At 53.3% G+C, this 24,745-nt stretch carries 22 protein-coding genes; 1 reads left to right on the forward strand and 21 read right to left on the reverse strand.

Annotation, left to right across the window (positions count from 1 at the left end; genetic code table 11):
• Positions 1-13: 13 nt before the first annotated feature.
• The 6 genes from hslV to sucC all read right to left on the reverse strand — a co-directional run bounded on the left by hslV (position 14) and on the right by sucC (position 7,719).
• On the reverse strand, positions 14-556 hold the full coding sequence (hslV, locus tag IEY46_RS13655; protein WP_188992546.1) for an ATP-dependent protease subunit HslV: 543 nt from the start codon (positions 554-556) through the stop codon (positions 14-16).
• 54 nt (positions 557-610) lie between these two features.
• Positions 611-1,957, reverse strand: coding sequence for an FADH(2)-oxidizing methylenetetrahydrofolate--tRNA-(uracil(54)-C(5))-methyltransferase TrmFO (trmFO, locus tag IEY46_RS13660; RefSeq protein ID WP_188992547.1), 1,347 nt, complete (start codon positions 1,955-1,957; stop codon positions 611-613).
• Positions 1,958-1,998: 41 nt separating this feature from the next.
• Positions 1,999-4,095: a type I DNA topoisomerase gene (topA, locus tag IEY46_RS13665; RefSeq protein WP_188992548.1), complete on the reverse strand. Its 2,097-nt coding sequence runs from the start codon at positions 4,093-4,095 to the stop codon at positions 1,999-2,001.
• A 26-nt stretch (positions 4,096-4,121) separates the two neighbouring features.
• On the reverse strand, positions 4,122-5,258 hold the full coding sequence (dprA, locus tag IEY46_RS13670) for a DNA-processing protein DprA (protein ID WP_188992549.1): 1,137 nt from the start codon (positions 5,256-5,258) through the stop codon (positions 4,122-4,124).
• Positions 5,259-5,478: 220 nt separating this feature from the next.
• Positions 5,479-6,411 carry a succinate--CoA ligase subunit alpha gene (gene sucD / locus IEY46_RS13675; RefSeq protein ID WP_188992550.1) on the reverse strand — a complete coding sequence of 311 codons (933 nt, stop codon included), beginning with the start codon at positions 6,409-6,411 and terminating at the stop codon, positions 5,479-5,481.
• A gap of 147 nt (positions 6,412-6,558) precedes the next feature.
• Positions 6,559-7,719 (reverse strand): ADP-forming succinate--CoA ligase subunit beta, encoded by a 1,161-nt coding sequence (sucC, locus tag IEY46_RS13680; RefSeq protein ID WP_188992551.1) that lies wholly within the window; start codon positions 7,717-7,719, stop codon positions 6,559-6,561.
• Between the two features lie 514 nt (positions 7,720-8,233).
• Here sucC and IEY46_RS13685 point away from each other — a divergent pair.
• Positions 8,234-9,802, forward strand: coding sequence for a YifB family Mg chelatase-like AAA ATPase (locus tag IEY46_RS13685; protein WP_188992552.1), 1,569 nt, complete (start codon positions 8,234-8,236; stop codon positions 9,800-9,802).
• A gap of 107 nt (positions 9,803-9,909) precedes the next feature.
• Here IEY46_RS13685 and IEY46_RS13690 read toward each other — a convergent pair whose 3' ends face one another.
• The 15 genes from IEY46_RS13690 to smc all read right to left on the reverse strand — a co-directional run bounded on the left by IEY46_RS13690 (position 9,910) and on the right by smc (position 24,597).
• Entirely contained in the window at positions 9,910-10,314 is a 405-nt protein-coding gene (locus tag IEY46_RS13690; RefSeq protein ID WP_188992553.1) for a YraN family protein, read from the reverse strand.
• Positions 10,311-10,604 (reverse strand): EscU/YscU/HrcU family type III secretion system export apparatus switch protein, encoded by a 294-nt coding sequence (locus IEY46_RS13695; protein ID WP_188992554.1) that lies wholly within the window; start codon positions 10,602-10,604, stop codon positions 10,311-10,313. Before IEY46_RS13695 ends, IEY46_RS13690 begins: the two co-directional genes overlap by 4 nt.
• Positions 10,601-12,619 (reverse strand): flagellar hook-length control protein FliK, encoded by a 2,019-nt coding sequence (fliK, locus tag IEY46_RS13700; RefSeq protein ID WP_188992555.1) that lies wholly within the window; start codon positions 12,617-12,619, stop codon positions 10,601-10,603. The genes IEY46_RS13695 and fliK overlap by 4 nt, the downstream gene beginning before the upstream one ends.
• A gap of 192 nt (positions 12,620-12,811) precedes the next feature.
• Positions 12,812-13,423: a ribonuclease HII gene (gene rnhB, locus IEY46_RS13710; RefSeq protein WP_188993818.1), complete on the reverse strand. Its 612-nt coding sequence runs from the start codon at positions 13,421-13,423 to the stop codon at positions 12,812-12,814.
• Positions 13,424-13,509: 86 nt separating this feature from the next.
• Positions 13,510-14,385, reverse strand: a complete 876-nt coding sequence (ylqF, locus tag IEY46_RS13715) for a ribosome biogenesis GTPase YlqF (protein ID WP_188992557.1) — start codon at positions 14,383-14,385, stop codon at positions 13,510-13,512.
• Between the two features lie 13 nt (positions 14,386-14,398).
• Complete coding sequence (lepB, locus tag IEY46_RS13720; RefSeq protein ID WP_188992558.1) at positions 14,399-15,100, reverse strand: signal peptidase I; 702 nt, start codon at positions 15,098-15,100, stop codon at positions 14,399-14,401.
• A 143-nt stretch (positions 15,101-15,243) separates the two neighbouring features.
• Complete coding sequence (gene rplS, locus IEY46_RS13725) at positions 15,244-15,585, reverse strand: 50S ribosomal protein L19 (protein ID WP_188992559.1); 342 nt, start codon at positions 15,583-15,585, stop codon at positions 15,244-15,246.
• A 198-nt stretch (positions 15,586-15,783) separates the two neighbouring features.
• Positions 15,784-16,536: a tRNA (guanosine(37)-N1)-methyltransferase TrmD gene (gene trmD / locus IEY46_RS13730; protein ID WP_188992560.1), complete on the reverse strand. Its 753-nt coding sequence runs from the start codon at positions 16,534-16,536 to the stop codon at positions 15,784-15,786.
• 4 nt (positions 16,537-16,540) lie between these two features.
• Positions 16,541-17,065: a ribosome maturation factor RimM gene (gene rimM / locus IEY46_RS13735; protein WP_188992561.1), complete on the reverse strand. Its 525-nt coding sequence runs from the start codon at positions 17,063-17,065 to the stop codon at positions 16,541-16,543.
• Between the two features lie 180 nt (positions 17,066-17,245).
• Entirely contained in the window at positions 17,246-17,476 is a 231-nt protein-coding gene (locus tag IEY46_RS13740) for a KH domain-containing protein (RefSeq protein ID WP_188992562.1), read from the reverse strand.
• Between the two features lie 25 nt (positions 17,477-17,501).
• Entirely contained in the window at positions 17,502-17,774 is a 273-nt protein-coding gene (gene rpsP, locus IEY46_RS13745; RefSeq protein ID WP_188992563.1) for a 30S ribosomal protein S16, read from the reverse strand.
• 294 nt (positions 17,775-18,068) lie between these two features.
• Positions 18,069-19,442, reverse strand: coding sequence for a signal recognition particle protein (gene ffh, locus IEY46_RS13750; RefSeq protein ID WP_188992564.1), 1,374 nt, complete (start codon positions 19,440-19,442; stop codon positions 18,069-18,071).
• A 23-nt stretch (positions 19,443-19,465) separates the two neighbouring features.
• Complete coding sequence (gene ylxM, locus IEY46_RS13755) at positions 19,466-19,777, reverse strand: YlxM family DNA-binding protein (RefSeq protein WP_229750285.1); 312 nt, start codon at positions 19,775-19,777, stop codon at positions 19,466-19,468.
• A 144-nt stretch (positions 19,778-19,921) separates the two neighbouring features.
• Positions 19,922-20,932, reverse strand: coding sequence for a signal recognition particle-docking protein FtsY (ftsY, locus tag IEY46_RS13760; RefSeq protein WP_188992565.1), 1,011 nt, complete (start codon positions 20,930-20,932; stop codon positions 19,922-19,924).
• An 89-nt stretch (positions 20,933-21,021) separates the two neighbouring features.
• On the reverse strand, positions 21,022-24,597 hold the full coding sequence (smc, locus tag IEY46_RS13765) for a chromosome segregation protein SMC (RefSeq protein WP_188992566.1): 3,576 nt from the start codon (positions 24,595-24,597) through the stop codon (positions 21,022-21,024).
• Between the last annotated feature and the right edge of the window lie 148 nt (positions 24,598-24,745).

Genomic DNA, 24,745 nt, shown 5'->3' on the forward strand with positions numbered 1-24,745 from the left:
CGGGCCGCGCTGCTTAAATTTCTTCTACAATAATGTTGCGGTTCGTAAATACACAAATATCTGCAGCAATCTCCAGTGCAGACCTGGCCATATCCTTGGCCTCCAGCTGTGTGGCATGCTGAGTGAGCGCACGCGCGGCTGCAAGGGCAAAGCTGCCTCCCGAGCCGATTGCCAATATGCCGTCATCCGGTTCAATGATCTCGCCGCCTCCGGAAATCAACAGCATACCCGTTGCATCCATTACGATCATCATAGCCTCCAGCTTGCGGAGCACGCGGTCCGAGCGCCAGTCTTTGGCCAGCTCGACGGCTGAGCGCTGCAAATTGCCGTGATGCTCCTCCAGCTTGGTTTCGAATTTTTCGAACAATGCGATCGCGTCAGCCACGGATCCGGCGAATCCCGCCACTACCTGGCCGCGATACAACCGGCGGACCTTCTTCGCCTGATGTTTCATAACCATGCTGTTGCCGAAAGTTACCTGACCATCTCCTGCAATGGCTCCTTTGCCATTATGGCGGACCGCACAGATCGTCGTCGCATGAAACTGCATTTCCATCAGAATCATCCCCTTATTTCATTTCCTCTTATCGGTCATGAAGCCCTCTAAAGCCTATTCGCCGGGAACGCCTGCTGGCGCGCCGGTTATGTATTGATCTTTAAACTGTGCCAGTTGATCGAGCGCCCGCGTCGCGATCGCTTCATTTTTTTCTTTCTTGCTGCGAACCCGTTTCTCAAGAGACGGGAATAACCCGAAATTCGCATTCATCGGCTGAAAATGCTTGAAATCGGCGGTCGTTATATACTGGGCCATGCTGCCGAGTGTCGTATCCGCCGGGAAGATGAGCGGGTCCATTCCTTTCGCCAGCCTTCCGGCATTCAGACCAGCGATCAAGCCTGATGCCGCCGACTCCACATACCCTTCCACCCCGGTCATTTGACCTGCGAAAAATAAGGTTTCCCGGTTAATCAGCTGATACGTGGGTTTGAGCAGCTTTGGCGAATTGATGAACGTATTGCGGTGCATCACCCCGAAACGCACGAATTCGGCCTGCGCAAGACCTGGTATTAAAGAAAGGACGCGTTTTTGTTCGCCCCATTTGAGATGGGTCTGGAACCCGACCAGATTATAAAGGGTGCCCGCCGCATTATCTTGCCGCAGTTGAACCACAGCATGGGGCAGCTTGCCAGTATGCGGATTAACGAGACCGACAGGCTTCATCGGACCGAAAAGCAAGGTCTGCTTGCCGCGGCTGGCAATCACTTCAACAGGCATACAGCCTTCAAAATATTGCTCTTGCTCAAATTCCTTCACTTCAGCTTTTTCCGCTGTGATAAGGGCTTCATAGAAGATTTCGAACTCTTCCTCCGTCATGGGGCAATTGAGGTAAGCCGCTTCTCCTTTATCGTACCGGGAAGCCAAATATACCTTGCTCATATCGATCGAGTCTTTCTCCACGATTGGCGCGGCGGCATCGTAGAAATAAAAGTACTCCTGACCCATCAGCTCCTGAATTTGCCCGGACAGCTTGGGTGCGGTTAAAGGTCCTGTCGCGATCACCACGATTCCTTCGGCCGGGATATCCGTCACTTCTTCGCAGCGCACCTCAACAAGGGGATGCTCATGCAATCGTTTGGTTACCTCTCCCGAGAAACCGTCGCGGTCGACGGCAAGCGCTCCCCCGGCGGGGACCGCATGCAGATCGGCACTATCCAGTATAAGCGAATTCAGGCGCCTCATCTCTTCTTTCAGAACGCCTACCGCATTGGCAAGCCCGTTCGCCCGCAGACTGTTGCTGCATACAAGCTCCGCAAATTGATTGGTATGATGTGCCGGCGTCTGGGTTTGCGGTCTCATTTCGTACAAGGTTACCGGTACACCCATCGATGCAATCTGCCAGGCCGCCTCGCTTCCGGCCAATCCCGCTCCGATGACTGTAACGCGTTGTATTTCGGACAATGAACTTACCATCCTTTCCTGAATGCATTTGCGATCTATTGTTATTCAGCCTGATCCTGATCTTCCAATACCTCTTCTGTGTGGTCGCATTGCGTACATTGAAGGCGAGCTCCGCTTCTGTTGCGTTTCTCTACCATCAAGCCGGCACACTGCGGACAAGGCTTTATGGATGGTTTATCCCATGAGACATAATCGCAGCCAGGGTACTGATCGCAGCCATAGAAGAAGCGCCCTTTTTTGCTCCGTCTTTCAATAATTTTACCGACAGCGCATTTCGGACAGGAAACGCCAATATCCTTGACAATCGGTTTGGTATTGCGGCATTCCGGAAATCCCGAGCAGGCAAGAAATTTACCGAAACGTCCCATTTTATACACCAGATGACGGCCGCATTTCTCGCAAATTTCATCGGATACTTCATCCTGAATTTCGATTTCCTTCATTTCTTCTTCGGCAACTTCCAACCGTTTCTCGAATGATTCGTAGAAGGATGCGAGCACGCGTACCCAATCCTCTTTGCCATCCTCGACATGGTCAAGATCCTCTTCCATATGAGCGGTAAATTCGGCATTAAGGATTTCCGGGAAAAACTCCTCCATCAACTGGATGACCAGATCACCAAGCTCCGTGGGGATAAATTTCTTCTCTTCCATCGCCACATAGCCGCGCTTTTGTATCGTTTCCAGGGTAGGAGCGTAAGTGCTTGGACGTCCAATTCCAACTTCCTCCATCGTACGCACAAGGCGTGCTTCCGTAAAACGCGGGGGCGGCTGTGTGAAATGCTGCTTGGGATCTACGGCTTCCGGCTCGGCGACGTCGCCGACTGCAAGCGGAGGAAGAAACTTCTCTTCATCCGTGGCCCCATCGTCATTGCCTTCAACGTAAATTTTCATAAAACCCTGAAACTTCACTTTGGAGCCGTTCGCCCGGAATACGGCCGCTCCCACGTTCAGATCCACCGTCATCGTATCCAATACCGCCGATGTCATTTGACTGGCCACAAACCGCTCCCAAACCAGCTTGTATAAACGAAACTGATCGCGGCTCAGATATTCTTTCATGGAATCGGGATCGCGGAGCACAGAAGTCGGTCTGACCGCTTCATGCGCATCCTGGGCATTGCTGTTTTTTTTGCTGTATATGCGAGGCTGATCCGGCGCAAAGGAAGAGCCGTATTTCTCCTCGATATAACCCTTGGCTTCTTCCTGGGCTACCGGTGAAATACGGGTCGAATCGGTACGCATATACGTGATAAGACCAACCGTACCTTCCTTGCCGAGCTCAACTCCTTCATAAAGCTGCTGGGCTACCGACATCGTCTTGGAAGCGCGGTAACCAAGCTTGCGCGCAGCTTCCTGCTGCAGCGAGCTTGTAATGAACGGGGGCGCGGGATTACGCAGTCTCTCCTTTTCTTTCACTTCCGCAACGGTATATGCGGAGTCACCCATTGCAAGAATTACCTCTTTGACGTCCTGCTCACTCCCGAGCTCCTTCTTCTCGCCGTTCAGAGAATGAAACTTGGCTTCGAATGCTGCATCGCCATGCTTCAGCTGCGTAGTAATCGTCCAATATTCCTCGGGGATGAACGCATCGATTTCATTCTCACGATCAATGATCAGCTTCACTGCAACGGATTGCACCCGTCCAGCGGAAAGTCCTTTTTTTACCTTCTTCCAAAGCAGCGGACTGATCTTGTAGCCGACAAGACGGTCCAATATCCGGCGCGCCTGTTGGGCATTCACCAGATCCATGTTAATCGGCCGCGGTGTTTTGAACGCATCCTTAACCGCCTGCTTGGTAATTTCATTAAATACGACGCGGCAGGAATCGCCTTCGTTGATTTCCAGGTAATGCGCCAAATGCCAAGCGATTGCTTCCCCTTCGCGATCCGGGTCAGCCGCAAGATAAACTTTCTTCACTTTCTTGCTGGCGTCCTTTAACTCTTTGAGAACGCTGCCTTTGCCGCGGATCGTGATATATTTGGGATTAAAGTCATTTTCGACCTCAACGCCGATTTGGCTTTTCGGCAAATCGCGTATATGTCCCATTGACGCTTTTACAATAAATTTGCTGCCTAAATATTTTCCGATCGTCTTCGCTTTTGCCGGTGATTCGACGATTACTAGTGAATCCGCCATTCATGCGTCCCCCTTTCTGCTGCATATTACCTAACACTATATATGGAACCAGGATGCTGTTCAATCATATGTTTTAAAGTTAAATTTATCAGAGTTGCATGTAAAAGTCCAAAAGGGAACGAGGTCAACACATGCAGTTCATCCGTAGAGAGAGGTTTTTCCTGCAGCAGACGGCATATAAAAGCCTCATGATCCGTAAGCGCAGAGGACCCGGACATCTTGCGGCTTCTGTCATCCGCGCTTCCATGAAGTGGAAGATCCAATCTCCCTTCATATTCTTCAAGCACATGGGCGACAGTGGAGACGAGCTTCGCGGTTCCTGTGCGGATAAGCTTATTTGTGCCTTCGCTTTTGGGCGATGAGATCGGCCCCGGAATGGCAAACACCTCTCTGGACATATCAAAGGCTTGATCAGCCGTAATGAGCGAACCGCTTCTTTCCGCCGCTTCAATGACGATCGTACCGAGCGACAAACCCGCGATGATGCGGTTGCGCAGCGGGAACAGCCCCCGATGAAAGGGTGTTCCAAATGGTACCTCCGACACAATCAATCCATTTCCGCCATAACCGATCTCACGGTAAAGCGACCGGTTCTCGGCTGGATAAATCTTGTCGGCAGGTGTACCCAGAACAGCTATGGTTCCTCCCGCAAGGGGCAGGGCTCCTTCATGGGCAATGCTGTCAATGCCCCTTGCGAGCCCGCTGACCACAGTCAGGCCCCGCTCCGACAGTTGACTTGCCATATCGGCTGCGGCCCGTCTCCCGTATGCCGTAGGGCCTCTCGTGCCTACGATTGCCATCGTGGGACGGTACAACAATTCTATTCGTCCTATCATGTACAATACCCAGGGAGGCTGCGGCGTTTGTGCCAGAAGCTCTGGATAACCGGAATCGAAAGATGTCAGTACTTTAACACCAAGCTGTTCCATTCGAGCGCTGCGGGCTGCGGCGTCCATTTGCCGGAAAGCAGCCGTCACTTTCTTCGCCTGTTCCGGTTTGAGCCCGACAGACGAGCACCAGGCTTCCTCCGTAAACCGTTGATAGGAAGACCAGGCGCCGAATGCAGCCGCTTTCTGAATGGTATGCCAGCCAATACCCGGTGTTTCATGCAGGGTAATCAGTAATTCTCTTCGTATCTCTTCATTAAAGCTGTCCTTGAACATGTCATCGTCGCCCCTTCGTTAGCGGGCTCACATCCTTACCCTATTTTGCTCGACATGGAATCAGAATGCAAGCCGCTGTTGAATAATAGAAACAAAAAAAGCAACCTTTCGGGCCCTGTAAGGGCTGACGAAAGGTTGCTTACCTTCAGATAAAGCTTATTCAAATGAACCTGGACCTGTCCTATCAATTGCATTCATGTCCTGTTTCGTGAGAAAAAGCTTATTTTTTGGTGGTGCATTTCTCCAGAAGACCTTGCTCTTCCAGTACGCTTACCAAGGTTGAACCCATTTCCGAAGGTGTAGGTGCAACTTTGATGCCGCATTTCTCGAGAGTCGCAATTTTTTCAGCTGCTGTCCCTTTTCCGCCGGAAATGATCGCGCCGGCATGACCCATCCGTTTGCCCGGAGGCGCCGTTGCGCCGCCGATGAAACCAACGACAGGCTTCTTCATGTTGGCTTTAACCCACTCGGCCGCTTCTTCCTCGGCCGAACCGCCGATCTCCCCGATCATAATAACCGCATAGGTATCGGGATCCTGATTGAACATATCCAGAATATCGATAAACTCGGATCCTTTGACAGGATCTCCGCCGATACCGATTGCTGAAGATTGTCCGATGCCGCGAGTCGTCAGCTGATGAACCGCTTCATAAGTAAGCGTTCCGCTCCGTGAGACGACGCCAACGTGGCCTTTTGTATGAATGTAGCCGGGCATAATCCCGATTTTGCACTCGTCGGGAGTAATAACGCCTGGACAGTTGGGACCGATCAGACGGGTTTTGCGTCCTTCCAGATACCGGCTTACCTTGATCATATCAATGACCGGTATGCCTTCTGTAATACAAATGACCAAATCCAGCTCAGCGTCTATCGCTTCCAGAATGGAATCAGCCGCAAATGCCGGTGGAACATAGATAACAGATGCCGTTGCGCCTGTTTTGGCAACAGCTTCAGCTACGGTATTGAATACCGGCAGGGAAACAACCTTGCCGTTTTCAAGCGTAATATCCACGTTTGTGCCGCCTTTGCCCGGCGTTACGCCGCCGACCATCTGAGTGCCGTATTCAAGGGCGCCTTTCGCATGAAACAGCCCTGTAGCGCCTGTAATACCTTGGGTGATCACTTTTGTATTCTTGTCTACCAAAATACTCATGGAAACTCACATCCCCTAAAATGAATTCGTATGCCGCAATGCTTTATGAGAATACCAGACCCTGCATCCGCAATCTGATATTTCAGTATGAAGAAACCTGCTCCGCCGCCAAGAGCGGGAAACCTATATTTCTTCTTAGAAAAAAGACTACTTCACCAGCGCGACGATTTTTTGTGCGCCGTCGGCCATGGAGTCTGCGGCCACGATGTTCAATCCGGATTCATTGAGCATTTTTTTGCCCAGCTCCACATTTGTTCCTTCAAGCCGGACAACGAGCGGACGATCCAGACCCAGATCCTTGGCAGCTGCAATGACGCCATCAGCAATGATGTCGCACTTCATGATGCCGCCAAAAATGTTAACGAAAATGCCCTTCACTTTTTCATCGGAAAGGATGATTTTGAAGGCTTCCGTTACTTTTTCTTTGGTGGCACCGCCCCCTACATCAAGGAAGTTGGCCGGGTCTCCGCCATAATATTTGATAATATCCATTGTTGCCATCGCAAGTCCAGCGCCATTGACCATGCAGCCAATATTGCCATCCAGGGCAATATAGCTCAGATCGAATTTGGAAGCCTGGATTTCTTTGGCATCCTCTTCGTCCAAATCGCGAAGCTCCAGGATATCCTTGTGACGGTATAGCGCATTGGAATCAAAATTCAGTTTGGCGTCAAGCGCCATAACATTGCCGTCTCCTGTAACAACCAGCGGATTGATTTCGGCAATCGAGCAGTCCTTGTCCACAAAAGCCTCATAAAGAGCAAGCATGAACTTGGCTGCTTTGTTGACCAGTTCGTTCGGAATATTGATGGCATATGCAAGCTTCTTCGCCTGGAACGGCGCAAGACCGATTGCCGGATCAATAACTTCCTTGAAGATTTTTTCCGGGGAATGCTCGGCGACTTCTTCAATCTCCGTTCCGCCCTCTTCGGAAGCCATCATAACAATACGGCCTGTAACGCGGTCGACGACGACGCCGACGTAATATTCTTTCTTAATGTCGCAGCCTTGCTCGATGAGCAGGCGCTTCACTTCTTTGCCTTCTGGCCCGGTCTGGTGAGTAACCAGCACTTTGCCTAGAATTTCGCTTGCATAGGCACGTACCTCGTCCAGATTCTTAGCGACCTTGACGCCGCCCGCTTTACCGCGTCCACCTGCGTGGATTTGAGCTTTAACCACTACAATCTGTGTTCCGAGATCCTTGGCAGCTTCTACCGCTTCATCGACAGAAAACGCTACTTTACCCTCTGGAACGACGACCCCGTACTGTTTCAAAAGCGCTTTACCTTGATACTCATGGATATTCATTACGAGAATCCTCCTATCCGCAGTCAAATCCTACGATATGTAGACAAAAGAATAACAAGCAAAGTGCAGCCGGGCGGCTTCGTCCGATAATCAGGACTGCCTGGTCCTTGCTTATATTTCCGCGAGAAAAAAACTTGCCCGCCCCTTTATAGAAGCACAAAGCGTTTTCTCTTGTCTTCCGCATAAACCCTTCCTATTGTAGCACGTTTCCTCAAGGCTTTCCTAATTATTTGTGATAAAGATCGAGCCTTTTTGATATTAGTACCATCTCGAAACGAGATGGAATCAGGAGCAATAGACCAAAAAAATGAGTGAATTGAACCTATAAATTCGGCCATTCGTATTATAGCCTATTCCCGGGATTATATCGCTTCTGCAAGCTGCTTTATTGCTCGCAAAAGAGCGATTATTGACAGCTTACGGGTGGTTGAACTAATATGAGAGGATAAAGAAATCGATACGGACTCGTGAGGAAGCACCTTCATCCGATACTATGATGGAGGTGTATTTTTGTATGTATGGCAGCATGTTCAGCGCCAGTGTTTACGGAGTGGAAGGCAGATTAATCACGGTGGAGGTCGATATCGCTAATGGTTTGCCTCAGGTAAACGTAGTCGGACTCCCTGATCCGGCGGTTCGCGAATCCATCGAGCGGGTAAGAGCCGCCGTCAAAAACTGCGGATTCAAGTTTCCCATGGAGCGTATTACCGTTAATCTTGCCCCGGCGGACCTGCGCAAGGAAGGCACCGCTTTTGACCTGGCAATTGCCGCAGGCATTCTATCCGCAAGCGGGCAGCTTCCCTCTGAGCTGTACCAGGGCACTCTCATACTGGGCGAATTGTCTCTCAGCGGGGAAATCAGGCCGGTTCCGGGGGTGCTTGCCATGGTCGAACAGGCCAGGACAAAAGGTTTGGGGCGGGTTCTCCTTCCTTTGAGCAATGCGGCGGAAGCAGCTTGCCTCGAAGGTCTGGAGCTGTTCGCTATCAGCCATCTCAAGGAGCTCTCCGTCTCAGGAGCAAGCGGGGAGCTTCCTCATAATTGGGAAGCCTTGCGCTATGACGCCGATACGGCTCATCAATCCCGCCGACAGCAGGCAGGCGCGGGAGACCAGGTATTTGCCCAAGGCGATTACGGCGATGTTCTGGGCCAGCACCACGCCAAGCGCGCGCTGCTCATTGCCGCTGTCGGCCAGCATAATGTTCTTTTGTCCGGTCCACCGGGCACCGGTAAAACCATGCTTGCCCGCAGGCTTCCCGGCATTATGCCTCCTTTGGAGGAATCCGAAGCGCTTCAGGTGACCAAAATTTACAGCGCCGCCGGAAAGCTGGGAAGTAGAGGGCCGGCATTGATCATGGAGAGGCCATTCCGGACCCCTCATCATACCATTTCCGCCGCCGGACTAATCGGCGGCGGCTCTATCCCGAGGCCCGGTGAAGTGACGCTCGCCCATCATGGGGTACTTTTTCTTGACGAGCTTCCCGAGTTTACCAGGTCCGCGCTCGAGGTGCTCAGGCAACCGCTTGAGGATCGCGAAGTCACCATCGCCCGGTCCAGAGCGGTATTCCGTTTTCCGGCGCGCTTTCTCCTGGCAGCTTCGATGAATCCTTGCGCATGCGGATATTACGGTCATGAAACGGATGATCAGCGCTGTCTGTGCAGCCACCTGCAAATAACCCGCTACCGTACCAAAATATCGGGCCCGCTGCTAGACCGCATCGATATGCATATCGAGGTGCCACGGCCCTCCAGCTCCGAGGGGCTGACAAGAGGGATGAACTCGCTCCAAATGCGTGCCATCGTTCTGGATGCCTGCGCCCGCAGACGGCAGCGGATGGAAGGCCTTCTTCCCATCAACGATCTTGCGGGGGAATCACTCCGGCAAGCTGTGGCGTTGACGGGGGAAGCCGGCCAGATGCTTAAGCTGGCTTTTGATACGCTTGGCGTCAGCTTGCGCGCCCATGACCGGATATTGAAGCTCGCTCGGACCATCAGCGATATTGAGCAGTCTGACCTTGTGCAGGCAGAGCATATAGCAGAAGCAATCGGATACCGCAGCCTTGACCGTAATCTGCAAATTCTGTAGCGCGCAGCTGCCCTTCGATTTCCGGTGTGTTCCAATCGCAGCAGACAGCAATCAGCCTCCGGCAAACGACCTGATCTGGTTAATGCCGGAGGCTGATCAGCGCTCTTCTAGAATGCCGCTTCGATATGTTTCAGCTCCACAACGGCTGCGCTCCGCCAATCTACTGTAATGGCCACCACGTCGAAACGGACAGGCTTTCCATGCAGCCTGAACGTCTGCAAATAAAACGCCGCGATCGTTCTGACCTGCCGCTGTTTGCGCGCATCCACAGATTCCGCCGCCGTCCCGAAGCGACCTCCGCTTTTTCTTGTTCTGACTTCCACGAAAACAAGCTCCCCGCCTTGCAGGGCGATGATATCCAGCTCTCCGAAGCGGCACCGCCAGTTGCGGTGCAGGATCGTATAACCGCATTTCAGCAAATATTCTGCTGCAGCTGTCTCGCCCTGCCTTCCGGTCTTCCCTCTGTCATCGCGTTTGGGCGGACCAGGGACAGGTCCATCATTTTCGCTCATTTCCGAATCTCCCCCGCTTTTCGGTCCGAGCGGTATACGAAGGATAATATTTCCGCAACCAGCGTATACAACTCCGGGGGGATTTCCTGGTCGATATCCAGCTTGGAGAGCACCTCGACCAGAGAGGAATCCTGCTGGACGGGGATCCCGTTCTCTGCCGCTTTGCCTAGAATCGCTTCCGCTATCGAACCGCTACCTTTGGCGATGACGACAGGAGCCTGGCGCTCGCCCGGCTCATATTTAAGAGCTACCGCTTTCTTGACTCTTTCCGTGTCTGTTTTTTGTTTCATGCCCGGAAGTCCACTCCTTTGTATGGCTTCGAGGACCAAGCGGGAAAGGCAACCGCTGCGCCATCATGTGGCGACTCGTCGTTGCCGTGAGCCTGCAGGCTTCTGTCCGGCATCGGAGTTGATCGCAGGGACAACAGCTGAAAACCGGCTTTCTGCAAGGCCTCGTTCATTTCAAGGCGGGAATCTTCCAGAAGTTCCGCGATGGCGGGATGGTCATTCCAGAGGTTCAGGCTGACGATTTTATTGACCACCTGTACGTCGACAACCGTTTCACCCAGCGTCTTCATGCGCAAATCGAAGAGCAGCCGGCAGTTATCCGCATCCAGCTCCCCCTTCCGGCCGCGGCGCGTCTGGATATGCACGGATGCAGTTTGGCTGCCGTCCTGCCCCTGCATGGGAATAAACAGAGTCACATGGGAAAACAGGGAAGCGGTCCGCTCGGGCGTCAGCAAGAGCTGCTGCCCGGTAATATGCTGCACGAGCTGCTGCGCAGTATCCTTCAGCCCCTGAGGAACATCGTCCGCGGCCGCAAGCGTCAGCAGCGCGCTTTTGAGCGTATCCGCGGCCGCAAGCTTGTCCCCGAACGGCTGGGCTGCCGCCAAGGGGCTGTCCTCGAATGCCAATTGGCCCTGCGGTGTAGCAGGGGCATGAGAACGGGAGTGGTCCGCCAGGGAAATCGTGCCGGCGCCTCCGCGCTCCAGCTGGACAAGCCCCTCCGGCGCCGGCGACCCCGTGCGGGGAGCCAGTTGGCCGTTCTCCTGCGGCGTGAATGCCGCCGCCTTGCCATTGGCAGACTGCGTACTTGCCCCCGGCGTTTCCGATTTTGGCGCCTGGCCGCTTGCTGTCGCCAGAAGATGCTCGTGATCGACGCCAAGCCATTTAACCAGTTGGCCTACCCAGTTTCCGGTGCGCTGTGGATTGCTGGCGGTTAGCCCCGCCGCAGACTCCTGGGACCCCGGAGCGGGGGTTTGCTGCGCCGGGTCCGCACTGCCTGCAGCGGTTCCAGGCGCCTGCCCGGCAGCTGGAGCCGGCGAGCCCGCGGCCAGCTGCTGCGCGGCAAACGCAGGCCCGGCGCCTATTGCGGCTGCCGAGGTGCCAACCCCGGTTCCCCCCGCAGCCGGCTGTGCGGGGGCCGATCCTGCTGCGCTGCCGGGAACCGGCGCAGCTGCCGCGGCTGTGCTCCGCGCAGCGGGAGCTGCGGCTCCTTCCGCTGGGCCCGCTCCAGCCGCGGCTGCGGCGGCTCCCGCTCCGGGCGCGGCGGCCGCTCCCGTGCCTTGCCCTGCAGCGGGCGGCTGCGCCCCGCCCGCGCTCTGCGCTGCGCGCATCAGCGCTGCCCCTTCGGGCAGCAGCGCCTGCAGCTTCGCTGCGGCCGCCTGCGCCGCCGTACGCGGCGCTGCCGTCTCGTCCGCGCCAGTCCTTGCGTTCCCGCCGTTCCAGGCGGCAAGCCCCTGCTCCAGCGCTTCCAGAAGAGCATGCGCCTGCGTGCCCGTCAATACCTGCTGCAGCGAGCCGATCGTCGCTGCCGTCATTGGCAGTCCGCGCTTAAACGCCAGCGCAGCTGCTTGCATCCATAACTTCGCATCGCCGCCTGCAGGCATGGCGGCCTTGGCCAATTGAAACTGCGCAGCGGTCTCCTTCATGGATGCCGCGCTCTCACCGCGCAAATCCCGAATCAGCGCCTGCGACCATTTCTGGTCAGGCAAGCCAAGCGCCTTCGCCCACTCTTTCAGCGTTCCCTCTGGCAAGTCTGCCGCCTGCTGATCCACGGGCTTCAGGACAAGCGTCCCACCGCCGGACTGCGGCTGCACCTGCAGCAGCGTGGATTGACCGGGCTGCAGCGGCACCTCCAGCTTGGCACGGACCTGGACCCCGTTGATCTGGACAAGGGCTTCCTGATTGTCCATTACCTGAAGAAGAACCCCGCGTACGATTTGGCCGACCTTCAGCTCCAGCGCTTTGCTCTCTGCCGGCTGCGTTTCGCCCAGCAGTCCTCTCATCAATTGCCCGATATTCATCCGCTGCCGCTCCCTCCCTTGTAACCGGTAAAATGCCGGCCGTGTCTGTCTCTCCAGACCGGACCGCTATCGAAAAAACCTGTTCTATTATTATCGGCTTCATCCGCTTTGGGCATTAACCTGTATCGGAGCATGTTGGAACTGCTATTGAAATCAGATCCGCTTTTGCTTCTTCGCACACGATGAAAAATATTAAAATAATACCTGCTGCTCCATAAACAGCTTGCCCAGAAACGACTGGCGGTGCATGGGACTGGGGCCGTACTCCAGCAGCTTTTCCCGGTGGTGCTTCGTCGCGTAACCTTTATGCAGAGCGATGCCATAAGCGGGGTACAAAGCATCCCATTCGCCCGCACAAAGCCGGTCGCGGGTAACCTTCGCCAAAATGGAAGCCGCGGCTATCGACTGGCTTCTGGCATCGCCTTTGATGATCGCCAGCTGCGGAATATCGCAATCCACCTTCTCCGCGTCCACCAACAGATGGCCTGGCTGGATCTGGAGCATGGCAACCGCCTGCTTCATGGCCAGGCGGGCCGCCTGTTTGATATTAATGGCGTCCACCGTCGCCGCATCCACCCGGGATACCGCCCATGCGGCCGCATGGTCAATAATAACGGCGTACAGCTCCTCGCGTTTTTTCTCCGACAGCTTTTTGGAATCGTTAATGCCTTCCAGCACCAGCCCTGCGGGCAAAATAACGGCTGCAGCCACCACATCACCAAACAGACATCCTCTTCCCACTTCATCAATCCCGGCTATGTAAGGACAGCCCTGCTCCCACAGGGGCTGCTCAAATTCCAGCATCCGCTTCTCCCCATTTCTGCTCATTCCCCATTGATAGTTCCCCAAATAACATAAACGGCCGCCTTCATCAACCAGGCGGCCGTTCTTTAATACAACAGGTCTTCCGGCGATTCCAGTGATATACGGCCCAGGCTGCCTGAACGCAGCTCCCGTAATATAATACCGGATACCTTCTCCAGATCGACGCGTCCTCCGCTGATCAGACAGCCGCGTTTGCGGCCGATATCCTCCATCACCCGGACGATTTCATCGGCATCTTCCAGATCCTTCGGAGGTTCGGTAACCCCGAACCGCTCTGAGGTTGCGTCCCAGTAACGCTTGGCTAATACCTTGACCGCAAAAAAAGCGACATCCTCCACGTTGAGGATTTGTTCTCTTATGGCCCCTGTCATCGCAAGGCGGTACCCGACCAACGGGTCCTCGAACTTGGGCCATAATATCCCCGGCGTATCCAGCAGCTCCATCTCTGTACCGACCTTGATCCACTGCTGCCCTTTGGTGACGCCGGGACGATCCCCAGTCGCGGCTATATGGCGTCCAGCCAGCCGGTTGATAAGCGTAGACTTCCCCACATTGGGTATGCCCACAATAAGGCCACGGACCGCTCTCGGGTTCACACCTTTGGAAATCTGCCGCGCAATCATTTCATGCAGAATTTGTTTGGCGCGGACCGGAATTTCATTCACGCGCGTCCCGGTCGAGGAATCAACGGAAATGGCGGCATGTCCCGCTTTGTTGAAATAAGCGATCCACTGTTCCGTTGTCCGGCTGTCAGCCAGATCCGCTTTATTCAGCACAATCAGCCGCGGCTTCCCTTTCAATATTTCGTCAATCATCGGATTGCTGCTGGATATCGGAATACGCGCATCCAACAGCTCAATCGTCAGGTCGATTAATTTAAGCTTCTCTTGTATTTGCCTCCGGGCCTTCGTCATATGGCCGGGAAACCACTGAATTGTCATGCTGTAAGCCACCTCATCCGTGTTTCACAAACGTAATCTTGCTCATCGGCCAGAAGATCACATCGGCTCTGCCTATAATCTGCTTGTCCGATACATAGCCGATCATCCGGCTGTCCCGGCTGTTCCGGCGATTGTCGCCAAATGCCAGAATGGTATCATCAGGCACGATATCAGTCTGGAAGTTCCCATTCGGGAAATTACTTTCCGAACCCTGACTATTGAAAATTTCGCCTTTTGCCTTGGCTGCCTCAATGGACTCCTTCAAGTAAGGCTCTTCCACTTTCTCGCCATTTATGTACAAATTATCGCCATCATACTTCACTTTGTCTCCAGGCACGCCGATGACCCGTTTAATGAAATCACGATTTTCCTCCGGGACGTGGAAAACAACGACCTCGCCATGCTTCGGCTGGCGGATATCGTAAATGATCTTGTTTACAATCAGTCGCTCACCCGTGTAGAAATTCGGTTCCATGGAGGGACCGTCGACAATAAAAGGAGCGAATAGAAAGTAACGGATGACTATAACCAGCAGCGCAGCTATCGCCAGTGCCTTGACCCATTCAAAAACTTCCTTCTGTGCCTTGCCGCCTTGCTTGGGTGGTGGGGTTATCGTTTCCCCTTCCTTCTGTTCGGAAGTGCGGGTTTCATTCAAATTTGTCGTAGTTTCATCACTCGGCCTGCCATTCTCACCAAGGCGATGCGGTTGATCCATTATTTACACCCTCTTCTGCAGCAAGTTCAGGTAAAAATCCCATACAATCAAGATAACACAGTCAACAAACAAATCCTATGTGTCCTGATATTTTGAAAAACGAAAAGGGACTTGTTTGAGCAAGCCCCTCTCCAGTCGTTTCATTAGCGAATTTCTTTAATTCTTGCAGCTTTACCGCGAAGACTGCGAAGATAATACAATTTGGCGCGGCGAACTTTACCACGACGCATTACTTCGATCTTCTCGAGCTTCGGCGAGTTAAGCGGGAACGTTCTTTCCACGCCTACACCATACGAAATTTTACGCACGGTAAAGGTTTCGCTGATGCCGCCGCCGCGACGTTTAATAACGACGCCTTCGAAAAGCTGGATCCGCTCACGCGTTCCCTCGATAACCTTAACGTGTACCTTCAACGTATCGCCCGGGCGAAAGTTAGGAAGATCGCTACGTAAATTTTCTTGAGAAATCAGTTGAACTAGATTCATTGTAATCACTCCTTCCACCATAGACGTTCATATAAGCTCATCGGCCCTTCATATGGACCGGATCATCGCTTAGTAGCGGACCGTCCGACTTTACAAAAGCAACACCAGAAATTTTACCACATCTGCGAGTATAAAACAACGCTTTTGTTTCTGGTCTTTTCTCAATTTTCATTTCTGCTTCGCCGGGACCTTAGGCTTTCATTCCTTTTCCAAAGACTCCCGTTCAGCCATCAGGCGGCGTAACCACTCCCGTTCCTTCTTGCTTAGCTCCGCCTGCTCCAGGAGCTCGGGACGACGCTGCAGCGTACGAAGGAGAGATTGCTCGCGCCTCCATGCATCCACGTTCGCATGATGGCCGGACAGGAGCACATCCGGAACCGCATAATCGCGAAAAACAGCCGGACGCGTATAATGCGGATATTCAAGCAGCCCTGTGCTGAAAGAATCTGTAACTGCCGAATTCTCATTGCCAAGTACCCCGGGAAGCAGCCGGACGACACTGTCGATCACGGTCATCGCAGGCAGCTCGCCGCCTGTCAGCACATAGTCGCCAATGGATAATTCATCCGTCACCAGATGCTGGCGGATGCGCTCATCGTAACCTTCATAATGGCCGCACACAAATACAAGATGCTCGGCAGCCGACAGCTCTTCAGCTTTCCGCTGCGTGAAGGTCTCTCCCTGCGGACACATCAGAATAACCCGCGGAGGCTCCGATCCTTCGGGCATCAGGTCCTCAACGGCTGCGAATATCGGCTCGGGCTTAAGCACCATCCCGCCGCCGCCGCCATAGGGGTAATCATCGACCGTATTATGCTTATTATTGGCATAATCGCGAAAATTAACCGCCTGCAGGCTCACCAGGCCCTTGTCGCGCGCCTTCCCCAGGATGCTGGCGCCGAATACACCTTCGAACATTTCCGGGAACAGGGTTAATACGTCGATTCGCATAACGTTAAATCAACCCTTCCATCAGCCGTACCGTAACCGTTTTGGTCTCCACATTCACATCCATAAGGACGTCATCAATGACCGGGATGAGAATTTGCCTGCCTTTGATTTTCTGCTCCTGCACGACCCAGACATCATTGGCGCCGGGAACGAGAATTTCCGTAATCAGGCCAAGCTCCTCGCCTTCCTCAGTCAAGACCCTGCATCCTATGATTTGATGCTGGTAATATTCGCCCTCTTCCAATTCAACCATATTATCTTTGGTAACGGAGAGGATCCAGCCTTTGTATTTCTCAACATCGTTGATGTTGTCGTAGCCTTTGAGCTTCACGATGAACATGTTCTTCTGCGGCCGTGCGGACACAATTTCCACCGTCAGCTTCTGCTGAGTCTCCGGATTTCGCAAGGTCAGCTGACTGCCCGCCGCAAAACGCTCCTCCGGAAAATCCGTTTGGGAAAACACCTTTACTTCGCCCCGGATACCATGTGTGTTGACCAATTTGCCAACCGTTAACCATCCTTGTTCCATATTACTAACCGTCCTCTTTCTTTTGTCCAATCGTTCAAGAAGAAACGACTATCGCCGTCCTTTGCAGCTTTGCCATTCCCTTAGAAATATAAGCCTCGTATAAGTCAAAACTTAGACGTGCGTATATTTTAAAAAAAAGAGCTAGGATGTTGGTCCTAACCCTCACTCGATGTACGATTGCTATGAAATAATATCGACCATGACACGTTTTTGCGATTTCACTGCAGCAGATGTGACCACTGTCCGCAGCGCTTTCGCAATACGTCCCTGCTTGCCGATCACTTTGCCGATATCGCTGGCATGGACCGACAGCATATAGACCGTGCCGCGGTCGTCTTCCTTCACCTCGACGCGCACATCCTCCGGGTAATCCACTAAAGCCTTAGCTATGACAAGAATCAAATCCTTCATCGTCTAGGCCCCCCGTAAAAGTGTTCTACTTCTGAAGTTTCAGCTCATGAAGCTTCGTCATAACACCGGCTTTGGAAAGCAGGTTACGAACGGTATCGGATGCTTGCGCTCCGTTTTGAAGCCATTTCAATGCCTTCTCTTCATCAATGTTCACCTGAGCCGGTTGGGAAACCGGATTGTAAGTGCCGATCTCTTCAATAAAGCGACCGTCACGCGGGGAACGGGAATCGGATACCACTACGCGGTAGAAAGGCGCTTTGTGCGCTCCGATACGTTTCAAACGAATACGTACTGCCAAGAAAATCACCTCCTTATCAAAATGTTTAAATATTTAAGTCGTTAGTGTATTGAGTGTTCTAAAATGTTGTAAATATAAATGAAAGTTCAAAAGTTCGAAATTCAGCACCGAGAAGGTTGAATGAAGCTAGGGAATTTGGAGCGCAGCGTAGGGTAACCTACGTGAGCATCTCAGGGTTTTCGTAAGAAAACCAGCTTCGAAAGCATATGCTCTTTCCCGGCTGAATTCAAGATTCGACGTCGAATCCGCTCCCCTGAGTCACTTCGTGATCAATATCGGACTTTTGAACCTCCGCTAGAAGGGGAATTTCATTCCTTTGGGGAGCATCCCTTTAAGCCCCTTCATCCCGCCCTTAGGCCCCTTAGGTCCCATCATGGAGGAGAACTGTTTCATCATTTTGCGCATATCGTCAAACTGCTTGATCAGCCGGTTAACATCAGCTACCGTCGTTCCACTTCCGGTCGCAATCCGCTTCCGGCGGCTGTGATTGAGAATCTCGGGCTTACGCTTCTCGTCCTTGGTCATCGATTTCACAATCGCCTCGACCCGGTTGATCTGCTTTTCATCCACCTTGAGATTTTTCATTTCTTTCATTTTGCCCATGCCGGGCATCATATCCATTAGCTGATCCAACGGTCCCAGCTTACGGACCTGATCCATCTGTTCCAGAAAATCATCAAAGGTAAATTCAGCTGTGCGCATCTTGCGCTCCATCTCGGCTGCTTTATCCGCATCAATGCTGGTCTGGGCTTTCTCGATCAGGGACAGCATGTCGCCCATACCGAGAATCCGGGAAGCCATCCGCTCTGGGTGAAACGGCTCAAGCGGTTCGATCTTCTCTCCGGTTGCCACAAATTTGATGGGACAGCCCGTTACAGCTTTGACGGAGAGCGCGGCGCCGCCTCTTGTATCGCCATCAAGCTTGGTCAGCACAACACCGGTCAATTCCAGCTGTTCATGGAAGCTTTTGGCCACATTAACCGCTTCTTGTCCCGTCATCGAATCTACAACAAGCAGCACTTCATCCGGTTTGGCCACTTCATGGACTTGACGAAGCTCCTCCATCAGCGCTGCATCAATATGAAGCCGGCCGGCCGTATCGAGAATCACATAATCCAATCCGTTATCCTTTGCATGCTGAAGTCCGGAGCGGGCAATTTCGACCGGAGAGGTCTGATCGCCAAGCGTAAAGACAGGCACTCCGATTTGCTCCCCCAGCACCTGCAGCTGCTTGATGGCAGCGGGACGGTAAATATCTCCCGCCACCAGAAGCGGCTTGTGATTGCTTTTCTGAAGCATTTTGGCAAGCTTTGCTGAAGAAGTCGTTTTACCTGCCCCTTGGAGACCGGCCATCAAAATAACCGTCGGAGGCTTGTTGGCTTTGGCGAGCTTGCTTTGGGTTCCGCCCATCAATTCCGTTAACTCTTTATTGACGATATCAACGACTACCATGCCGGGGGTAAAGCTTTTGGCCATTTCCTGACCGATCGCGCGATCCTTGACCTTGGCGATAAAATCTTTAACGACTTTGAAGTTAACGTCGGCTTCCAGAAGCGCCAGACGTACTTCGCGCATTGCTTCGTTTACGTCGTCCTCCGACACCTTGCCTTTGCCCCGGAGCTTGCCGAACACATTCTGCAGCCGGGTGGATAAGCCTTCAAACGCCATCGTCATCACCTCTATAGTTCATCTTACGTCTCCCGGATGCCCTGGGCAATCCGGCGCAGCTCATCAGCAAGTCCGTTCATCCCGCTAACACTGTCCGCGCATGCGTCCAGCCTGACCAGCCATGCCTGTCCGGCTTCATGCTTTTGCAGCAGGTGCAGCTTGCTTTCATAACTCTCAAGCATGGACTGGGCCCGCTTGAGATGCTCGTATATAGCCTGACGGCTGATTTCAAACTCTTCAGCAATTTCGCCAAGCGAATAATCATCGTGAAAATAGTATTTTAGAAATGTCCGCTGCTTCTCTGTGAGCAGCAGCCCGTAGAAATCAAACAGCATGTTGATCCGATTGGTTTTGGTCAGGGCGTCAGGTTCAATTGTGCTCAGACTCAGCCACCTCTTCCGTCAAGGGAAAAACCTTTACATCTTATCTGTCGTCTATCATAGCCCAGCAGATACCTTGCTGTCAAGTATATTCCCTTGTCACCTGTTTTCAGCCGTTTCGTCCTCATCAGCCTCTGCCTTCTGGATCAGGCCGGCAAACAACGCATGCACAAACTGCTCGGAATCGAATTCCTGCAGATCGTCCATCTTCTCTCCCAGACCGACCAGCTTCACCGGCAGATGAAGCTCATTGCGGATCGCGATGACGATCCCGCCTTTTGCCGTTCCATCCAGCTTCGTCAGCACCAGACCCGTTACACCGCTTTTCTCGCCGAAAAGCTTCGCTTGGCTGAGCGCATTTTGCCCCGTTGTCGCATCAAGCACAAGCAGCACTTCATGAGGGGCGCTTGGAACCTCGCGTTGAATAACACGGTATATTTTGTTAAGCTCGTCCATCAGGTTGGATTTGTTTTGCAGCCTTCCCGCTGTATCGCACAGCAGCACATCGACTCCCCGCTGCTTGGCGGCCTGAACGGCGTCGAACATGACCGCCGCTGGATCTGATCCGGCCTGCTGCTTGATGACATCAACGCCAACGCGCTGGCCCCACACTTCAAGCTGCTCTATCGCACCGGCGCGAAATGTATCCCCCGCCGCCAACAGCACCTTTTTGCCTTCGGATTTAAACTTGTGGGCAAGCTTGCCGATCGTCGTTGTTTTGCCGACACCATTCACGCCGACAAACAAAATAACGGTCATTCCTGAAGCCGCCATTTGCAGTCCCGCTTTTTCATTGCTTTTCAGCAAATCGACCAGTTTCTCCGACAGCACAGGCTGAAGATCCGCAGCATTTTCGATCTTGCGTTTCTTCACCTCTGCCCGAAGCTCCTCGATCAGCTGCATGACGGTGTTCACGCCTACGTCGGCACCGATCAGAATCTCTTCAAGTTCCTCGTAGAATTCCTCATCGATTTTCTTGCGCCTGGTGATCAGGTCCTCGACCTTCTCGACGAATGCCGTTCTGGTTTTGGTCAGCCCTTCCTTAAATGCATTGGTAACCGCTTCTGTCTTGCTTGAAATACTTTCCTTCAGACGTTTAAAAAAACTCATCGGTTTTCCTCCAACTTCATGTCTTGTTTGTAAAAGCCGGAATTCAGACGCCAAGCTGGCGCGCCCCCGGTCGGTTTGTTCAGGCGTCGTCAAGCGGAAACGGCTTCCTCGTCCTCGAGACGCACCGAAACTAGTTTGGAGACCCCGCCTTCTTCCATGGTCACCCCATAAAGCACATCCGCCTCTTCCATGGTGCCTTTGCGGTGTGTGACAACAATGAACTGCGTCAGCTCCGAAAACTCGCGCAAATACTGGGCAAACCGCGATACATTGGCCTCATCCAAAGCCGCCTCAACTTCATCCAGCACACAGAAAGGAACGGGCTTGACCTGCAGGATGGCAAACAACAGAGCGATAGCGGTGAGAGCCCGCTCGCCTCCGGAAAGAAGCTGAAGATTCTGGAGTTTCTTACCCGGAGGCTGCGCTACAATATCGATTCCGCTGTCGAGCACGCGATCCGGCTCCACCATGACAAGATCCGCGCGTCCGCCTCCGAACAGCTTGGCAAAAACAACAACAAAATGTCCGCGGATCGCTTCGAATGTCGTTTTGAACCGTTTGCTCATCTCCTCATCCATTTCGCGGATGACCTGGTAGAGCGTCGTTTTTGCTTCAATAAGATCATTCTTCTGATCGTTCAGAAATGTATAACGTTCCTTCACTCTTTCGTATTCTTCTATCGCTCCGAGATTGACTTCGCCCAGAGCGGAGATCTTGCGTTTGAGCTCGCGCACCTGATTTTGTGTCTCCTGAACATCCTCGGGAAGGGGGTAGCGCTCTTTGGCCAGTTCATAGCTCAGCTCGTATTCCTCGCTTAGCTTGCGAAGAAGGTTATCCAGCTCCACGTCCAGCCGGTTAGCCGCGATTTCCGTCTGCCGGAGCTGATCGTCGACCGAGCGCAGCTGTGTTCGCTGCTCCTTCGTTTCGCTTTCACCCTGCTCCAGCTCGCGGGTGAGCTCCGCCCGCTGTGCGCGTTTAATATCGGTCTGCTCCGAGCAGGAGTCCTTCTGCAGCTTCAACTGGTTCAGCTGCTCAATCTGCCTGACACTTTCCTCCATATGCAGCCCTGCTTCTTCCTCCTGGCGGGCCAACATCGTACGCAGTCCCGCAAGCTCCTGCTTGGCCCGGCCAATATCGGAACGCACCCTCGCCGCCTGGTCTTCGAAGGAATGCTTTTCCTGGTCTGTTTTGGCTGCGGCGATTTTCAAATCCGTCAATTGATCCTGAAGCTGCTCCTTCGCCGACTCCCCTTCCTTGCGGCGGGTCTCCGCGATACGGATCGCTTCCTGCAGCTTGGTTTCTTCCAGCGACAATTCAGCCAGGCGTTCCTTCGCTGCAGCTTCCGCATTGGCAATGTTCTGCCGCTCGGCTTTCTGACCGTCATTATCGGCATCAAACAGCTGACGCTGCTCATTCAGATAACGTCCCTCATTATCGAGCTGCTGCAGCTCGGCCCGGACCTGCTGCTCCTCGATACGGCGCTGCTCGCCCTGGGCACGCAGCTCATCCACATTCTGGTTGCGGATCGACTGTTCCTTGCGCAGATCGCTAATTTTGTCGCGCAGCTTGCCAAGCTGATCGTCCGTGGTTTTGATTTCTTCGCTCAACTGCTCAATTTGACGCTGCCGGCCAAGCAGATTGGCGCCTTTCTTCTGCAGGCTGCCACCTGTCATAGATCCGCCGGCATTGACCACGTCGCCCTCCAGTGTAACTACCCGGAAACGGTATTGGCATTTGGCCGCGATGCGGTTGGCATGCTCCAGCGTGTCGGCCAGCAGTACATTGCCGAGCAAATTATTGATAATCGAAGAATACTTTGGCTCGCAGGAGACGAGCTCTGCCGCAACGCCGACAAAACCTTCAATGCTCTCTATCATCCTCTTGTCATGTTCGGGAATATTCCGCCCCCGAATCACATCAAGTGGCAGGAAAGTCGCCCTTCCCAGCTGACGCTGCTTCAGAAATGCAATTGCCGCCCGGGCGCTTTTCTCATCTTCCATAACGACATGCTGCAGCGCGCCGCCGAGCGCCGTTTCCACGGCCAGCTCCACCTTCTCCGGCACACGTACAAGCTCCGCCACAGCGCCGTGAACGCCCTGAAGCCCGCCAGCGGATCGGCGCGATGCCTTAAGTACCTCACGGACTCCCTGCATGAACCCATCCAGGTCATCCTGCATTTCCTTCATCGTATCCCGGCGCGAACGGAGCCCTTCCAGCTTCTGCTCCCACTTCCGCGCGGCTCCCTGTGCTTCTTCCAGCAGCTTAACACCGGATTGCAGCTGCTCGCCTTCATGAATATAACGATCGCGAAGCGCCGTTATTTCAGCGAGCGTCTTCACCAGACGCTGCTCCAGCTCCTGCTTGCGGGCGGTGAGTTTCCCGTGCTGCTCCTGCCATTTCGCATGCTCCTCGCCAAGTCTTTCCACCCGGCGCTGCAGCGCTTCCTCCTGCTGGGCTGCATAACGTATTTCGTTGCGCAGCTGGGCCATGGAACTAAGCACATCAAGCAATTCGCTCTTAAGCGATTCCTCAGCATCGCCTGACGCTGAAGCGGCGGTTCCCAATAACCTTGCCTCTTCATTTGCCAGCTTCGCACGAATGGTCTGAAGATCATTCTCAAGCGCAGCCGCTTTGCCGCGGTACTCCGCTTCTTCCTTCGTCAGCTGGCCGATCCGCTCATTCTGTGCGGCCAGGGATGACTCCAGTTGGGAACGGTTCTGCTCCAAATTGCGTTTTCGTTCTTTAAGAACTTCTCCGTAACCTTCGCATTTCTCGTAATCCTCGCTGTACTGAAGCATTGACTCATGCAGCCGGTCAAGCGCTTCCTCAAGCTCCCGCAGCTTCTGCCTGTCTTTCTCCAGTAAAGCATCATGCTTGCTGACAACCGTCGATAAGGTAAGATGCTCCTCTTTCAATCGGGTCATGCGCACGCTAGCTTCGCTCCAGGAGGTGTGAACGGCTTGAATATTATGTACATACATCGATATTTCGGATGTTTTCAGCTGCTCTTTGAATTGCTTAAAGCTTATTGCTTTCTCCGATTGGATACGAAGCGGCTCCACCTGGTCCTCAAGCTCCGAGACCAGGTCATGAATGCGCAGCAAATTCTGCTCGGTATCATCGAGCTTCTTCTGCGCTTCGCGTTTGCGCGATTTATATTTTACGATCCCGGAGGCTTCTTCAAAAATACCCCGGCGATCTTCTGAGCGTGTGCTGAGAATTTCTTCAATGCGTCCCTGTCCGATAATGGAATAGGCTTCCTTGCCGATGCCCGTATCCATAAACAATTCCGTTATGTCCTTCAGTCGGCAGGGTTGTTTGTTGATCATATATTCGCTGTCGCCGCTGCGATGGACTCGCCGGGTTACCGTCACCTCATTGAATTCCAAGGGCAGCGCATTATCTGAATTATCGAGCGTCAACGATACTTCGCCGAAATTAACCGCTTTGCGCGCATCGCTTCCGGCAAAAATAATATCTTCCATTTTGCCGCCGCGAAGACTTTTGGCGCTCTGTTCGCCCAGCACCCAACGGATGCTGTCGCTTATATTGCTTTTGCCGCTGCCGTTAGGACCGACCACAGCCGTGATGCCTTGAACGAATTCAAGCTCCGTCTTGTCGGCAAATGATTTAAACCCTGCTAATTCAATCCTTTTCAGGAACATATCTTAGCCTTCACCTCATCGACTATTGTATCATATTTGTCCGAAAAGGACAGGTTCAATTGCTCGCTTGGGGGGCTATGCCGCGATGGATCTCACGGTTTCATGAGCGTTTTGCGATATGGGAAAATTTTCCCTGACTCGCCGCTTC

Origin of the sequence: Paenibacillus nasutitermitis, from assembly GCF_014641075.1 — a bacterium.
GTDB lineage: Bacteria > Bacillota > Bacilli > Paenibacillales > Paenibacillaceae > Paenibacillus_Z > Paenibacillus_Z nasutitermitis.